We start from the raw sequence: 15320 nt of genomic DNA, 5'->3' as shown, positions 1-15320 counted from the left end.
TTACCAGAACATTTGCAGAACGCAATTGCGAAACCCAACAATCCCCTGCAAGACGCATCTTGTAATGCGTAAAAAGGAACTGCGTCTCGCTCTCGTCTGCTACGGCGGTGTCAGCCTTGCTGTTTACATGCACGGTGTCACCAAAGAAATCTGGCACATCGCCAGAGCTAGCCGCGCGCATCAGGACGGCGAAGAGATTGACGGGGTCGCCGGTGTCTATCGCGAACTTCTTGACAGGATCGAGACAGAACATTCGCTGCGTTTGAGGGTGTTACCCGACATTTTGACGGGGGCAAGCGCGGGCGGGATCAATGCAGTGTTCCTGTCGCAGGCGCTCTATTCCGGCGGCTCGTTGGAGCCTTTGACGGATTTATGGCTTAAGAACGCCGACGTGAGCGAACTCACTGCCGAAGAAGCCCAGCCCGGGTGGCGTTTTGCCAAGTTCTGGGCCCAACCCCTGGCCGATTGGTTCCTGAAGCGCAGCGGCAACGCGGTTGACGAAAGCGTTTCACCAGAGACGCGCAAAGAGGTGCGTGGCAAGGTGTCGCAGATGGTTCGCGGGCGCTGGTTTGGCCCTCCGTTCTCGGGCGAGCGGTTCTCCGAAATGCTATACGAAGCGCTCCACAACATGGCGGCAACAAGTGCAGGCCCGCCGCTCCTACCACCCGGTTTTCCGATTGACCTTCTGGTGACCGCCACCGATTTTCGCGGTCACGCGGAAATGCTGCGGCTTAATTCGCCGCCAATGGTTGAAGAGACCGAGCATCGCCTGCCAATAGCTTTTCGCAAAGCGGTCCCGCTTGAGGCTGGCGGGGAAATAGCAGATCGCCTCGAACTCGTTCTCGCAGCGCGGGCAACAGCCAGCTTTCCCGGAGCCTTTCCGCCGCTGGTGCTCGATGAAATCGACCGCGTGGGCGCAAGCAACGACCACCACTGGGCTTCGCGAGGGGCCTTTTTGTCCCGCATAATGCCCACCCATATGCGCGATGGCTCGATCAAGGATGTCGCACTCATCGACGGTGCAGTTCTGGTCAATGCGCCATTCGGAGCCGCCCTCAAGGCCATTTCGGGCCGCACTTCGCAGCGCGAGGTCGACCGGCGATTTGTCTATATCGAACCGCGCCCGGATCGTAGCCCATCGCGCGTTGCGGGCGAACCGTCGGAACCGATCGGGTGGTTCACCTCGATATTCGGATCGCTGTCCACGATCCCCCGCGAACAGCCCATCCGCGACGATCTTGAGCGTATCGAACAGCAATCCAAGGATGCGCAGCGCCTGCGGCGCATTGTGCTTGGGCTGCGGCCAGAGATCGACCGAGCGGTTGAGAAGCTGTTTGGCCGCACATTTTTCCTCAACAGCCCGACGGTCAAACGGCTCGCCGGGTGGCGCCACAAGGCGCAGCACGCCGCTGCCGAACAGGCGGGCTACACTTTCGGCGCATACGCGCAGACCAAATACAGTTTCATCGTCGAACGCCTCGCGAGGTTAACCCTTCAGGCTGCGCCTGACCTTAAAATGATCGATGAAACAACCATTGCGAGCGTGTTTCGGCGGGAGCTCAAGGCTCGTGGTCTGACGGCATTGTGCGGGGAAACGGGGGGTGCCACGCCCGCTGCGATTGCCTTTTTCCAGACACACGACGTCGGATTTCGCATCCGCCGACTCCAGCTTTTGTCGCGCAGGCTTTCGCGCGATTGGGAGGTTGACCCGGAGATCCCGGACGATGCACTCGATCTGGCTCGCACGCGGATCTATGAGATCATGAAACTCTACAAAGGTGCCGACGACTTTACCGCTCTGGGCGAGGGTTTCGCAGCGATCGCACCCCTTGTGCTGGAGAACCCAGGCGCGGTCCTCGACTACCTTGCGCGAAAACGGTTGATGCCCGAAACCGACGCAGAGGCCGAACGACTTCTGGCGGAGGCTCTGGCAGAAATGCCCCGCAATCTTAAGCGGCGTATGCTGCTCACCTATGTCGGTTTTCCTTTCTACGATGCGGCAACTCTTCCGGTCCTGCAAAGCGATAGGCTGTACGAGTATGATCCGGTAAAAATTGACCGCATTTCACCCGATGACGCCCTCTCGATCAGGGAGGGCGGCACTGCGGCGACTTTGCGCGGAACCGAGTTCTATAACTTCGGCGCATTCTTCAGCCGTGCTTACCGCGAAAATGATTACCTGTGGGGACGCCTGCACGGCGCTGAACGGATGATTGATCTGGTGGTCTCGACCCTGGATCACCCGATGCCGCACGACAGCGTCAAAGAAACCAAGAAAGCCGCCTTCCTCGCCATTCTGGACGAGGAAATGGCCGCAGGCAGGTGTGAGGCTGAGCCATTGGTCCGATTGCGCGAAGAAATTGAGGCAAAGCTCGGTTGAGCGATCGAACAAAGCGAAAAGTGAACAGCGTTTGTCATGAGACTTCACAAAAGCGAGCGTTCATAATGGAGGCCCATTAGACGAGAGGTTCATAATGCTTAGAAGTCTGGCACTGGCGTGCGCTTTGGTCGCAACGACCTCTTTTGCAGCAACTGCACAAGATCAACCTGCGCAAAGCGAATTCCAGGCCGATCTGGAGGCCTTTATGTCTCGGCCCGACATCAGGCGGCGTATGGTCAGTGCCGATAATGGCGATCCTTACTCAATGGTCTGGCTTTCGGATAAAATCGAGCAGGAGTTGGGCAAGAACTTTATTGAGAAGAAGGCGATCCTACCCTTTCAGGTAAGGTATCTGATGGCTGCTGTGGAAGAGGGGTATGGCCCTGCTTTCAAGCGTATGGGCGACCTCGTGCGGTATGGCCGGACGCCGGAAGGCGGGCCGATGGATGCGATGAATTTCTACGAAGGCGGCGCAAAGGCCGGTGATGCGGCTTCGGCTTACGAATTTTACAAGATGGCTGCCGATGTGAAGATATGTAGCCAATGTGAGTATGATGATTACACGAAAAAAACTTACTTCAAGCCGGTATTTTCCGGAGAGCAACAGGCTCAGCTTGATCAGGCCAAGGACATCATGGAGCGCGTCCCTCTAAGCAGGCAATTCCGCGCTGAGGCTGCTGCGGTGTATTATGCCGAAAAGCAGGCCATGATGGAAAACGCCCTGCAATATTTGACGCAGGAAAAGCTGGCCGATGACTACGATATGCAGAGCATCGCTGCACGAATCTACCTCCACGGATTTACCGGAGCTTCGAGAGACCGCCTTCTGTTTGGTCACATCGAGAACGGGGATCAGACATTTCTGGTCCGCCCACAACCCGAAAAAACCAAGGAAATTCTGGAAAGGTTTGCCGCAACAGGGACACAGCGCGCCCTTGCCATGCTTCGCGACCTGTATCTTGTCGGAAAAACCGACGTATTCCCGCAAAACCGCGACCTCTTTATCAAATACGCTCAACAGTCGGCTGATCTTGGATCGAGCGTTTCGGCCTATAAACTCGGTCATACAATGGCCAGCGGCAATCCATTCGGTACCGACTTTCCCATCGCCGTCAAATATCTGACGCAGGCGCACGAGGCGGGAATGGCCAAGGCAACGCTGGACCTCGCTTTCATGGCACTCGAAGGGCGAGGTGTGCCGGAAGACCAAGACCTTGCAATCGAGCGATTCAAACTTGCGTCAGATCGCGGGTCCAGCAAGGCAGCGGAATTCCTGTCCGATTGGTATGGCAACGGACGCGGCGGTGAGCGCAGCGGTATGCTTGGACTGAGTTACAAGGCGAAAGCTGCCGAAAATCGCGCGAAAGAAGAAGCCGCCGATGAGATGATGAGGAAGCTGGGTCTTTAGTAGCTGTACACCGATGCCAAGCGCCAGCTCCAGGCCCTGAGAACAACTTCCACTTCGCGGTCTTCCCGGCCATGGGGAATGATGAAATGCACGCTGACCGCGGCGCGTTTAACCAGCATCAAAGGCAACGGTTAGCCGCTCGCCATCGCCAAAGCGCGATGTGGAATGATAGACAAAGCTTGGAAAAAGAACGAGCTGTCCGGGCTTCGGTGCGAACCAAGCGATCGGTTTCAGGTTCAGAGGGATGTCGTCAGGCGGTAGGCCCAGTTCTAACGCGCCTTCCTCCGGCTTGAGATCGCCGGGAACGGCGATATGCACAGCGGAACTGATGCGCCCTCCATCGTGCAGATGGGGCACGTGACGCCCCCCGCTTCGCAGCAGGACAGACCAGCTTGCAGAGATTTGGGGTGCTTTCGTTGTCAGCTTTGCGAGCGGATGAACTGGGTCCAGCGTGGGAAGATTTTGCGTGTATTCAGCCACGACATCGTGGATGCGATCAAACAGATGCATGATAGCTGCATCGTCGCGAAGTCTTAGATTTCCATGCGTTTGAGTGCCGCCCTCAACGCTTTGACCAAGCGGCGCGGAGCGGGTGACGTGAAGTGCGCGCAGGCTTTTGGCAAGCTGCTCCAGGTCAGTTTGCGACAGGCCCAGATTGCGCTGGGAAAACAGCTCATCATCCGGGACAAGCCATTGATGGCGCGGGTTTCCGCTTGCTCGCCAACACAATTCTGCAAGGGCCCACGCGCCTATATCTTCAGGGGTGTTATCCAAAACGGGTTGGATTAGGTCGCTGGCCTCATCAAGTTGCCCCAGCCGCAAAGCGCACCGTGCGCGTTCAACGCCGAGTTCTGGCAGGTGTGAAGGAAGGCCAGCGAGCAGATCCCGCGCTGCTTCAAGCTCGCCTGCGAACCCTCTATAACGAGCTTCAGCCAACCGAAGCTCGGGAAGATCTGCAATCCTCCGGCGCAACTGCGCGGTGTGCTCGGCCGCTTCCGAGTGTCGACCAGAAGAGCCCAGAAGCGTAAGATATGCCATCCACAGGGCCGGATGATTTGGCAATTTTTGCAAAGCTGCCTCGATCATAGCCAGCGGATTGTCCGCCTGCGCTTCAGCTTTCAATCGCGCAAGGGCCTTGTGTCCCTCAACCCAATCCGGCGATTGGCTGAGTACGCGTTCGATATGATCGAAGGGGTCTGGATGACCGGAGCGAAGAAGCGAGGCAGCATAAGCGATCAGCAACCCACCGTCATAAGGCTCCTCTTTCAAAGCCGATGCCAATAGCGTCACCGCGGCCTCATCGCCTTTTTCAAAAGCCGATAAAGCCGCCGACTTCGGGGACAAGGCGCGCCTTTGATCTCGGGGCTCGCCTGTCATCAAATTAGCCTTTGAATGCCTCTTTCAGCTTGCCGAAAAAGCTGCGGCTTTCAGGACATTCGTCGCCCGTTTCGGTTTCGCGAAACTCTTCAAGCAGCTCTTTCTGCTTGCGTGAGAGCTTGGTTGGAGTTTCCACCTTGATTTCAACCACAAGGTCCCCTCGCCCGCGCCCTTGGAGCACCGGCATCCCGGCACCGCGTACGCGCAATTGCTTGCCCGATTGGATGCCCGCGGGGATTTCGATGGTATTGGTGGAACCATCAAGGTCGGGAATATTGACTGAACCGCCCAAGGCCGCTGTGGTGAAGGTCACCGGAACACGCGTTGCAAGTGTCGTGCCCTCACGCTCGAAGAACGAGTGCTGCTTCACGTGAATGAAGATGTAGAGGTCGCCCGCAGGTGCGCCGCGCTGTCCGGCCTCGCCTTTTCCTGAAAGGCGGATGCGGGTGCCCGTGTCGACGCCCGGTGGAATCTCGACCTCTAGGGTCTGGACCTGGTCGACCCGGCCTTCGCCGCGGCAGATTTTGCACGGATCCTCGATCATGACACCGCGTCCGCCGCAGGTTGGGCATGGGCGTTCGACTACAAACAGCCCTTGCTTGGCGCGCACCGCCCCTGCGCCGTGGCAGGTCGTGCAGGTGCGCTCGCCCGTGCCGGGTGTTGCGCCCGAGCCGTCGCAAGCGTCGCATTCAGTGCTGACTTCGATTTCGATCTCGGTGGTCTTGCCATGGAACGCCTCTTCGAGGGTGATCTCCATGTCATAGCGTAGATCAGCCCCCCGGCGCTGACGTTGACGGGCACCGCCCATGCCTCCGCCACCACCAAAGGCACTGCCGAAGATCGTTTCGAAAATGTCGCCGATGTCGCCAAAGCCTTCAGGTCCGCCGCCGCCAAAGCCACCGCCGCCTGCGCCCATGCCTTGCGTGAAGGCCTCATGGCCGAAACGGTCGTAAGCGGCGCGTTTTTGCGGGTCTTTGAGAACCTCGTAAGCCTCACCCAAGGCTTTGAACTTTGCTTCGGCCTCCGCGTCGCCCGGATTGCGGTCCGGGTGCCACTTCATCGCAGCTTTGCGATAGGCAGATTTCAGCGTTCCCGCATCGCAATCGCGCGAGACACCAAGTGTTTGATAATAATCGGATGTAGCCATCGTTATGCCTTTAAGCCGACCCTCCCCTCACCGCTTTTGGCAGCGAGGAGAGGGAGGGTTAGAGCGTTAATGGATTAGTCCTTTTTCTCGTCATCGACTTCCGAGAACTCGGCATCGACAACGTCTTCATCAGCTTCTTCAGCTGCGCTGGTATCTTCGCCGGCGCTCTCTGAGGCCTGATTTTCCTGCTCTTGCTTGTAGATCTGCTCGCCCATTTTCATGGCCGCCTGCGTCAGCTCTTGAGCTTTCGCATTGATCTCTTCGGCATCGTCGCCTTCGAGAGCAGTCTTGGTCGCGGCAATCGCTTCCTCAATAGCCGTCTTGGTTTCGGCGTCTACCTTGTCACCGTTCTCTTCAAGCTGCTTTTCGGTCGCATGGACAAGGCTATCCGCCTGGTTGCGGGCTTCGGCCTGCTCCTTGCGCTTCTTGTCCTCTTCGGCAAACTTCTCAGCGTCCTGAACCATCTGGTCGATGTCGCTGTCGGACAGACCACCCGATGCCTGGATCTTGATCGTTTGCTCTTTGCCAGTGCCCTTGTCTTTTGCAGCAACCGACACGATGCCGTTGGCATCAATATCAAAGGTCACTTCAATCTGAGGCACACCGCGAGGCGCCGGTGGAATACCGACAAGGTCGAAGTTGCCGAGCAGCTTGTTGTCTGCGGCCATTTCGCGTTCGCCCTGGAAGACTTTAATCGTCACAGCGTTCTGATTGTCTTCTGCGGTCGAATAGGTTTGCGTCTTCTTTGTCGGGATCGTCGTATTGCGGTCGATCATACGGGTGAAAACACCACCGAGGGTTTCGATGCCGAGTGACAACGGCGTCACATCGAGCAAAAGAACGTCTTTGACGTCCCCCTGAAGAACACCTGCCTGAATAGCGGCACCCATTGCGACAACTTCGTCGGGGTTTACGCCAGTGTGAGGCTTGGCTTCGAAGAACTTCTCAACCACTTCACGAACGCGCGGCATGCGGGTCATACCGCCAACGAGGATCACTTCGTCGATCTCGTCCTTGGTAACGCCAGCGTCTTTGAGAGCCTTCTTGCACGGCTCAAGCGTGCGGTCGATCAGACCACCGACAAGCTTTTCAAGGTCAGAGCGGGTGATCGTCTCAACCAGGTGAAGCGGGGTCGATGCGCCGCCTTCCATGCGTGCGGTAATGAACGGCAGGTTCACTTCGGTCGTTGCGGACGATGAAAGCTCGATCTTTGCCTTTTCCGCTGCTTCCTTCAGACGCTGAAGAGCGAGTTTGTCGGTCTTCAGGTCCATGTTTTCCTTCTTCTTGAAGGCATCAGCAAGGTGCTCGACAATCGCGTTGTCAAAGTCTTCACCGCCAAGGAAAGTATCGCCATTGGTCGATTTCACTTCGAACACACCGTCGCCAATCTCAAGGATCGAGACGTCGAACGTACCACCGCCAAGGTCATAAACGGCAATGGTTTTGCCGTCTTCCTTGTCCATACCGTAGGCAAGGGCTGCGGCTGTCGGCTCGTTGATGATGCGAAGAACTTCGAGTCCTGCGATCTGGCCTGCGTCCTTCGTCGCCTGACGCTGTGCATCGTTGAAGTATGCGGGGACAGTGATGACCGCCTGGGTCACGGTTTCGCCAAGATAGCTCTCGGCGGTTTCTTTCATCTTCTGCAGGATAAAAGCGGAAACCTGCGAAGGCGAATACTCTTCGCCGCTTGCCTCAACCCATGCATCGCCGTTTTTGCCTTTGACGATGTCATAAGGGACGATCTCCATGTCCTTCTTGGTCAGTGGGTCGTCAAAACGGCGGCCGATAAGGCGCTTGATTGCAAAAAGTGTGTTGTCGGGGTTGGTGACTGCCTGACGCTTGGCGGGCTGGCCGATAAGACGCTCGCCATCCTTGGTGAAAGCCACGATCGAAGGCGTCGTGCGCGCGCCTTCAGAGTTTTCGATGACCTTTGGTTTGCCACCATCCATAACAGAGACACAGCTGTTGGTCGTGCCAAGGTCGATACCGATTACTTTACCCATGATTTCTCGATCCTAATTCATTGTTGGACACCGCGCCTTGCGCCTCCCGTAAAGCGGCGAGACAGCTCGGCGGCTCGAATATGAGGCGGATATAGGTGCGGTTTTGCTTGGCACAAGAACCCCGAGGCCCTAGTTTTTGAGCAATCCACAATAGGGACGCCCATAAAGGCTGCGTCTCGCGAACTAACAGGGAGTGGGTATGAAAAAAATTGGTTTCGCGCTGGCGGGCGCTTTGGTGCTGAGTGCTTGCGCTGAGGAGCAGGCGGCAGAACCCGCACCCGTAGAAGGCGTTGTCCCGGGTATGACGGTTGAGAATGGCCGCGTCGTGCTGGCCCCGGTTTCCGGCAATCCTGCGGCGGTCTATTTCGATCTGTCCTACGATGGTGAGCGCGCGCTTTCGCTATACGATGCAGAAGTGGCCGGCGCTGGCGATGCCATGATTCACCAGACCGTGGTTGAGCCCGGACAGAACCGCATGGTGGAATCGGTTCCTATCCCTCTCACCGCTGGCACGACGATCGAGTTCAAGCCAGGGGATTATCACGTGATGGCGATGCAGCCTTCATCCGATCTCGCAGCCGGCGGCACCGCCGAAGTCACGCTCAAGCTCTCGGGCGGCGGAACGCATAAGTTCACCGCAGACGTGCGCGCTGCGGGGGATGAGCGCTGAAGGATGCGCTTGCCTCGCTAAACCAATCACCGCCAGCCGCTTGCCCGGTTGGCGGTGAGCGGCCGTTGACCCCTGGCGAGATTTCTCTCGCACGTACGGTCTTTGGAAACGCAATCGATTACAAGACCGTGCTGCTGAAACGTCGCAAGTGGTGGCCGTTTCAACCCAAGCGCATCACCATGGCGCCCAACGGCCACATTTACTTTCACCCCGAAGGCCGCGCGTATTGCGACGACTACGCCTTTCAGCCGCTACATGTGCAAGGGTTTTTCATCCATGAGATGACCCACGTTTGGCAGACACAGACAAGGGGGCGATGGTATCTGGTGCTCAAACGGCACCCCTTTAGCAGCTACAGCTATTCCTTGAGGCCCGGCGCGCTGCTCGAAGACTATGGCATCGAGCAGCAGGCCGAGATCGTCAAACACGCCTTCTTGTTAAGGCATGGTGCGACGATTCCCGGTGTTGGCGACAAGGCCGCCTATGACAGGCTGGTTGCTTTTGCCGGTGCGACTATGGCGTAAAGCCGGTCAATCCGGCTTCTTCGCCACACCCACCATTGCAGGACGCAGCAGGCGGTCCTTGATCATCCAGCCGGATTGCATCTCCTGAATGACAGTGCCCGCTTCGTGGTCTGCGCTCGGCACTTCCATCATCGCCTGATGCTGGTTGGGATCGAGCGGCAGGCCAACGGCAGCAATGCGCTCAACGCCGTGTTGTTTGAAGACCTTCTCAAGCTCGCGCTGGGTCGCTTCAAGGCCAACTACGAGCCCCTTCATCTTGTCGTCTTCACGCAAACTGTCGGGGATCGCATCAACAGCGCGGGAGAGGTTATCCCACACGCTCAAAATATCGCGGGCAAAGCCGGTTGCGGCATAATTGCGCGCATCAGTTACGTCTTTTTCCATCCGGCGGCGCACATTTTGCGTCTCGGCCTGAGCATAGAGCACGTCTTGCTTGGCCGCTTCCAAGTCATTGCGCAATCCTTCAAGCGCCTCGGCTACCGCACTGTCGCCCGCTTCGCCTCCTGCGGCCTCACAATCGCCACCATCCAGAAATTCTTCTGGCACACCTTTGAGTTCAGCTTCAGCCGCCGCATCGTTCTGCGGCTTTTTGTCGTTATTCATGTGTCTATTGTTCCTGCGTCTTACGCGATCAATTTGCCCGATGAGGCGCTTAGCGAGCGGCTAAGCGATCGGGCGGTTAAGTCAACCATGGGGACCACGCGCGCGTAATTCAAGCGTGTGGGACCGATCACCCCCAGAACGCCGACCACCCTGCCCTCCATGTCGCGATAGGGCGAAGCGATCACCGAAGAGCCTGATAGACCGAACAGGCGGTTCTCGCTTCCAATGAAGATGCGCGTGGCATCGGCCTCGCGCGCGCTTTCCAGAAGCGAGGCGACCGACTGCTTGTCTTCCAGGTCATCTAGAAGTGAGCGCACCCGCTCAATGTCGTCCAACGCCGCTTCGTCAATCAGGTTGGACGCACCGCGCACGATCAGCACAGGCCGCGCGTTTGCATCCTCGCTCCACACCGCAAGGCCTCGCTCGACCAAATCGCTGCTTGCGGCATCAAGCTGGCTTTTCCCTGCCTTGATCTCGGCGCGCATTGCCTGGGCGGCTTCGGCCAATGTGCGCCCAGTGAGCCGTGACGTGATGTAATTACTCGCCGCTTCAAGCGATCCTGTATCGCCGGGATCAATGTCGAGGACGCGGTTTTCGACACCGCCATCCTCCCCCACCAGAACCGCAAGAGCGCGGCCCTGCCCAAGGCTCACAAGGCTGAATTGTGAGAGGCGTTGTTCGCGCGGCGGAACCATCACCATGCCAGCAGCACCTGTCAGTTCGGATAGAAGTGCACTCGTAGCTTGCAAAGCCTGTTCGACCGGCCCGCTTTCCGCAATACGCGCCTCGATCTGCGCTTGCTCCTCGCGGCTCGGTTCGGCAACGCGCATCATGCCATCGACAAAAATGCGCAAGCCCGCCTCGGTCGGCATACGCCCTGCGCTCGTGTGGGGGGCTGCAAGAAAACCCTGGCTCTCAAGCTCGGCCAGAACCGACCTTATTGAGGCAGGCGACAAGTTTATCGCACCATCCGCAGCGAGCGTTTTCGAGCCCACCGGCAGACCGTTCTCAAGGTATTCCTCGACCACACGCTGAAAAATATCGCGCGCTCTTGTCGTAAGTTCGGTGATCGTTGGACCGCTCATGCGCATAATCTTAGTGTTTGCGCTTGCGGCGACAAGTCTTGGCTGTCAGTTGGGCGGCGAAACATTTTGGAGAATTCAATGCGCCCTTCAGGACGTAGCGCTGATGAAATGCGCGCGATCACTATCGAAACCGGTTATACCAAGCATGCAGAAGGCTCGTGCCTCATCAGCTTTGGAGACACCCGTGTGCTGTGCACAGCCTCGGTAGAAGAACGTATTCCACCATGGCTTCGCGGCAAAGGCGAAGGTTGGGTGACCGGCGAATATTCGATGCTTCCCCGCGCCACGCATACCCGTGGTTCGCGCGAGGCAGCTCGCGGCAAGCAATCGGGACGCACTCAGGAAATTCAGCGCCTTATCGGTCGTTCCTTGCGCGCTGTCGTAGACCTCAAAAAACTCGGTGAGCGTCAAATTACCCTCGATTGCGACGTCATTCAGGCCGACGGCGGCACGCGCACTGCGTCCATTTCTGGTGCATGGGTGGCGCTTCGTCTTGCCGTGAACAGTCTGATCGCATCGGGCGACCTGAAGGAAGACCCCATCACAGCGCAAGTCGCTGCGATTTCCTGCGGTATCTACAAGGGCACACCGGTGCTCGACCTCGACTACCCCGAGGACAGCGACGCGGATGCAGATGCAAACTTTGTCCTCATCAGCGGCGGGCAAATCGCCGAGGTGCAGGCAACAGCAGAGGGCGAAACTTATGACAAAGAAGGTCTCCTGCGCCTCCTTCGCCTCGCCAACATTGGCTGCGATGCGATCTTCAAGGCCCAGGCGGACGCAGTGAAATGACCCGAAAACTCGGCGGCGGATCGCTTGTTATCGCGACCCACAACGCGGGCAAACTCAAAGAGATTTCTGCGCTGCTCGATCCGCATGGATTGAAGTGCATTTCTGCAGGGTCCTTGGGCTTGCCTGAGCCGCCGGAGACGGGAAAGACCTTCGTCGAAAACGCCCTCATCAAAGCGCGCGCCGCGGCTGAGGCCTCTGGGCTCCCTGCCCTTGCAGACGACAGCGGGCTCAGCGTGGATGCGCTTGGCGGGCGTCCGGGAGTTTACACCGCTGACTGGGCGGAGCGGCAATGGTTCGAAGGCGAACCAGGCCGCGACTGGTATATGGCAATGGGCAAGGTCGAAGGGATGCTGCAAGAGCTTGGACTAGAGACTGATCGCTCTGCAGCGTTCCATTGTGTGCTCGCGATTGCGTGGCCCGATGGGCAGCATTCGGTCTACGAGGGGCAATGCCCGGGCAAGTTAACTTGGCCACCGCGGGGGGAAATGGGCTTCGGCTATGATCCGGTATTCGTACCGACATTGCGAGAAGGGGCCGAGACCTTTGCCGAGATAGATCCAGCTGAAAAACACGCCATCAGCCACCGCGCCGATGCCTTTGCCAAACTGGTCGCAGAACAGTTCGGGGTTTAGCGTTTTGCCATCTGGCGGCGCGGCTCGATGCGCTCGCCAAGCACGTTGCCTGCTGGATAATATCGACACACGAGAAAATCATTGTGGCCATTGCTCGCTTTTGCACAGCCAACTTCGCGCGTTTCGGCCCACACAATCTGCGTGTAGTGACCGACGTCTGACCAATTGCCGGTTGTCGAGATGTCCGGAAAGTAACCAGAGCGAAAATAGCGCTGCTCATCGACGAAGTAGCCGATCATGCGCTGAGGCGAGAAATAGCCTGCCGTGCCCATCCAGAGGTTTTCACCGGTCTTTGCGCGCTCGTCGCGAGAGGAGTGGCGCATGGTATTGGTGTGGGCAAGCACATCAGCCCAAGCCTGTGCCTCACGTGTCAACTGCAAGGACCATGAAAGCGGTGCGGTCCCGAAGGCATGACGCGCCTCATTATGGGCTTCAAGCCATGCTTCTTCATCAGCTGTTCGGGTTTCCTTTGCCACCGCAGATCCCGCTCCGAGCAATCCGGCAGCGCAAATGGCCATGACGCTTAGAATTGTCGCGCGATACTCCATGCTCTAAAGCATGACGGGCAACCCTTAATGAAAGACTGAAGGCACCCCCCATTTGGCCCGCGCGCTCTACATTCATTGGCCTTTCTGCGAGAAAAAATGCCCTTATTGTGACTTTAACAGCCACGTCCGCGCGGATGTGGACGTTGCTGCATGGGAAGCTGCATTGCTCGCGGACATGCGCGCCGAGGCTCAGGTGGCGGGCGGAGAAGGTTTGACGTCAATCTTCTTTGGCGGGGGTACGCCTTCGCTTATGCCACCTGCACTGGTGGAACGTTTGATTGGCGAAGCGGAGGTGCTTTGGGGCTTTGATCCCGATATTGAAATTACTCTTGAGGCTAATCCTTCTTCAGTAGAGGCGGCAAACTTTGCCGGGCTTGCAGGCGCTGGCGTCAATCGCGTCTCCCTTGGCGTACAGTCGCTTGAGAATAAGACGCTGCAATGGCTTGGCCGACTTCACGGTGCTCACGAAGGATTGGCGGCACTGGAGGTGGCGCAGCGTCATTTTGCGCGGGTCAGCTTCGATTTGATCTATGCCCTGCCCGATCAAACGCCGGACCAATGGGAGCGGCAACTGGCAAGCGCCCTTGCATTGGGCACGTCGCATCTTTCGCTTTATCAATTGACGATAGAACCGGCCACACGGTTTGAGACCGATGTGCGACGCGGGGTTTTTGCACCGCTCGACGATGATGAGGCCGCCGAGCTTTACACGCTGACGCAGGAGATGACTGCGGCAGCCGGAGTGCCGGCGTACGAAATCAGCAATCACGCGAGGTCGGGCCAAGAAAGCCGTCATAACCTCACCTATTGGCGCTACCAGGACTATGCTGGCATCGGCCCCGGAGCCCACGGTCGGCGCGGCGGGTTTTCGACGACGCGGCACAGGAAACCCGAAAATTATCTGGAAGCGGTGAAAGCGCGCGGACACGGGATTCAGGAACAACGTTTGTTACCCGCCAATGAGCAGTTGTCCGAAGCACTTTTGATGGGGCTGCGACTGGTTGAGGGGCTTGACCTTGGTGCACTTGCAACACGTTATAATGTGCCGGTCGAAAGGCTCATCCACGAACAAAAACGCGAGCATTTGAAGCAACTCGAACTTATCTGGACCGAAGGCACGCGCATTGGTGTGACCGCGAAGGGTTTGCCTGTGCTCGATGCAATTCTGGCCGAACTTGTGGACGAGGCTCTGGTCCTCGCATGAGCGCGAGCGATCTTATCGCAAGTTGGCACGCGCATCTGACCAATGCACGTCGCCGCTCTCCCCATACCGTTCGCGCCTATGTTTCAGCTGCGCAGCGGCTTATTCATGCTCGCGGAGCGAAATCGTGGGAGGATTTGGCGCAGGTGGAAGCGGGCGATCTTCGCGCGCACCTCGCAAGTCGTCGCGCAGACGGCCTTGCCAATTCCAGCGCCGCGCGAGAGCTGTCTGCGTTGAAAGCCCTTATCGCCTTTGCTCGGAGCGAGACGGGAGATCCGGACCCTGCCGCCCCTCGCCTTCGCGGGCCGCGCCTCAAGAAGGGCCTCCCCCGCCCCGTCACGCCCGATGACGCGGTGAATATCGCTGACCTCATGGATGGTATGGCAAGCGATGACTGGATCGGCGCAAGAGACCGTGCGGTGCTTCTTTTGATGTATGGCTCTGGTTTGCGCATAGCGGAGGCGTTGTCGCTCCAAGGGACCGATGCGTCCTTGGGAGAGACGCTTCAAGTGACTGGCAAAGGCGGCAAGCAAAGGCTTGTGCCGATCCTCCCCGTTACCCGCGAAGCGGTTGCGACCTATGTCGATGCCTGCCCCTACCCTTTGGAGCGCGATGAAGCTTTGTTTCGAGGCGCCAAAGGCGGGCCGCTCTCGCAAGGGATGGTGCAAAAGGCAATGGCAAGAGCGCGAGTGGCGCTAGGCCTGCCCGACACCGCAACACCGCATGCGATGAGGCACTCCTTCGCAACGCATTTGCTGGGAGCAGGTGCGGATTTGCGGTCTTTGCAGGAACTGCTCGGTCATGCGTCGCTGGGATCGACGCAGATTTATACGAAGGTCGATGCGGCAAGCTTGCTTGAGACTTATCGCGGCGCGCATCCGAGAGCGAAGAAGGGCTAGCCCAACCCCTAATCGGTCATCGCGAACCAAAGGCGACGGGATCCGCATCCA

The 15320-nt window shown here is 58.0% G+C and carries 14 protein-coding genes; 8 read left to right on the top strand and 6 right to left on the bottom strand.

All coding sequences use genetic code 11. The features are described from left to right. Nucleotides 1-64 precede the first annotated feature (64 nt). Nucleotides 65-2380, top strand: a complete 2316-nt coding sequence (locus tag MWU38_RS14830; protein WP_247272561.1) for a patatin-like protein — start codon at nucleotides 65-67, stop codon at nucleotides 2378-2380. A 94-nt stretch (nucleotides 2381-2474) separates the two neighbouring features. Continuing rightward, nucleotides 2475-3788 carry a hypothetical protein gene (locus MWU38_RS14825; protein WP_247272560.1) on the top strand — a complete coding sequence of 438 codons (1314 nt, stop codon included), beginning with the start codon at nucleotides 2475-2477 and terminating at the stop codon, nucleotides 3786-3788. Nucleotides 3789-3896: 108 nt separating this feature from the next. Here the strand turns inward: MWU38_RS14825 and MWU38_RS14820 are convergent, their stop codons facing one another. The 3 genes from MWU38_RS14820 to dnaK all read right to left on the bottom strand — a co-directional run bounded on the left by MWU38_RS14820 (nucleotide 3897) and on the right by dnaK (nucleotide 8315). Then, the gene (locus MWU38_RS14820; RefSeq protein ID WP_247272559.1) at nucleotides 3897-5132 is read right to left on the bottom strand and encodes a putative 2OG-Fe(II) oxygenase; all 1236 of its coding nucleotides are present in this window, start codon (nucleotides 5130-5132) and stop codon (nucleotides 3897-3899) included. A 37-nt stretch (nucleotides 5133-5169) separates the two neighbouring features. Beyond that, nucleotides 5170-6312 (bottom strand): molecular chaperone DnaJ, encoded by a 1143-nt coding sequence (gene dnaJ / locus MWU38_RS14815; protein WP_247272558.1) that lies wholly within the window; start codon nucleotides 6310-6312, stop codon nucleotides 5170-5172. 74 nt (nucleotides 6313-6386) lie between these two features. Further along, the gene (gene dnaK / locus MWU38_RS14810; RefSeq protein WP_247272557.1) at nucleotides 6387-8315 is read right to left on the bottom strand and encodes a molecular chaperone DnaK; all 1929 of its coding nucleotides are present in this window, start codon (nucleotides 8313-8315) and stop codon (nucleotides 6387-6389) included. A gap of 199 nt (nucleotides 8316-8514) precedes the next feature. On the opposite strand from dnaK, the gene MWU38_RS14805 reads away from it, so the two are divergent. Continuing rightward, nucleotides 8515-8985, top strand: coding sequence for a copper chaperone PCu(A)C (locus tag MWU38_RS14805; RefSeq protein WP_247272556.1), 471 nt, complete (start codon nucleotides 8515-8517; stop codon nucleotides 8983-8985). Nucleotides 8986-9050: 65 nt separating this feature from the next. After that, nucleotides 9051-9509 (top strand): vgr related protein, encoded by a 459-nt coding sequence (locus tag MWU38_RS14800; protein WP_247272555.1) that lies wholly within the window; start codon nucleotides 9051-9053, stop codon nucleotides 9507-9509. A 6-nt stretch (nucleotides 9510-9515) separates the two neighbouring features. Here MWU38_RS14800 and grpE read toward each other — a convergent pair whose 3' ends face one another. Both grpE and hrcA read right to left on the bottom strand, forming a co-directional pair. After that, entirely contained in the window at nucleotides 9516-10112 is a 597-nt protein-coding gene (grpE, locus tag MWU38_RS14795) for a nucleotide exchange factor GrpE (protein WP_247272554.1), read from the bottom strand. A gap of 20 nt (nucleotides 10113-10132) precedes the next feature. After that, nucleotides 10133-11197: a heat-inducible transcriptional repressor HrcA gene (gene hrcA / locus MWU38_RS14790; protein WP_247272553.1), complete on the bottom strand. Its 1065-nt coding sequence runs from the start codon at nucleotides 11195-11197 to the stop codon at nucleotides 10133-10135. Nucleotides 11198-11275: 78 nt separating this feature from the next. Between hrcA and rph the strand changes: the two genes are divergently transcribed. Together rph and rdgB are read left to right on the top strand one after the other, a co-directional pair. Continuing rightward, nucleotides 11276-11989, top strand: coding sequence for a ribonuclease PH (rph, locus tag MWU38_RS14785; protein WP_247272552.1), 714 nt, complete (start codon nucleotides 11276-11278; stop codon nucleotides 11987-11989). Next, nucleotides 11986-12621 (top strand): RdgB/HAM1 family non-canonical purine NTP pyrophosphatase, encoded by a 636-nt coding sequence (gene rdgB / locus MWU38_RS14780; protein WP_247272551.1) that lies wholly within the window; start codon nucleotides 11986-11988, stop codon nucleotides 12619-12621. The genes rph and rdgB overlap by 4 nt, the downstream gene beginning before the upstream one ends. On the opposite strand, the gene MWU38_RS14775 is transcribed toward rdgB, so the two are convergent. After that, the gene (locus tag MWU38_RS14775) at nucleotides 12618-13097 is read right to left on the bottom strand and encodes a CAP domain-containing protein (protein WP_247272550.1); all 480 of its coding nucleotides are present in this window, start codon (nucleotides 13095-13097) and stop codon (nucleotides 12618-12620) included. The genes rdgB and MWU38_RS14775 overlap by 4 nt on opposite strands. 124 nt (nucleotides 13098-13221) lie before the next feature. Between MWU38_RS14775 and hemW the strand changes: the two genes are divergently transcribed. Further along, nucleotides 13222-14373 (top strand): radical SAM family heme chaperone HemW, encoded by a 1152-nt coding sequence (gene hemW / locus MWU38_RS14770; RefSeq protein ID WP_247272549.1) that lies wholly within the window; start codon nucleotides 13222-13224, stop codon nucleotides 14371-14373. Then, nucleotides 14370-15269, top strand: coding sequence for a tyrosine recombinase XerC (locus MWU38_RS14765; RefSeq protein WP_247272548.1), 900 nt, complete (start codon nucleotides 14370-14372; stop codon nucleotides 15267-15269). The genes hemW and MWU38_RS14765 overlap by 4 nt, the downstream gene beginning before the upstream one ends. Nucleotides 15270-15320 lie beyond the last annotated feature (51 nt).

The organism is Qipengyuania sp. S6317L1 (assembly GCF_023015615.1).
Lineage (GTDB): Bacteria > Pseudomonadota > Alphaproteobacteria > Sphingomonadales > Sphingomonadaceae > Erythrobacter.
This window is presented reverse-complemented; position numbering and strand designations above follow the sequence as displayed.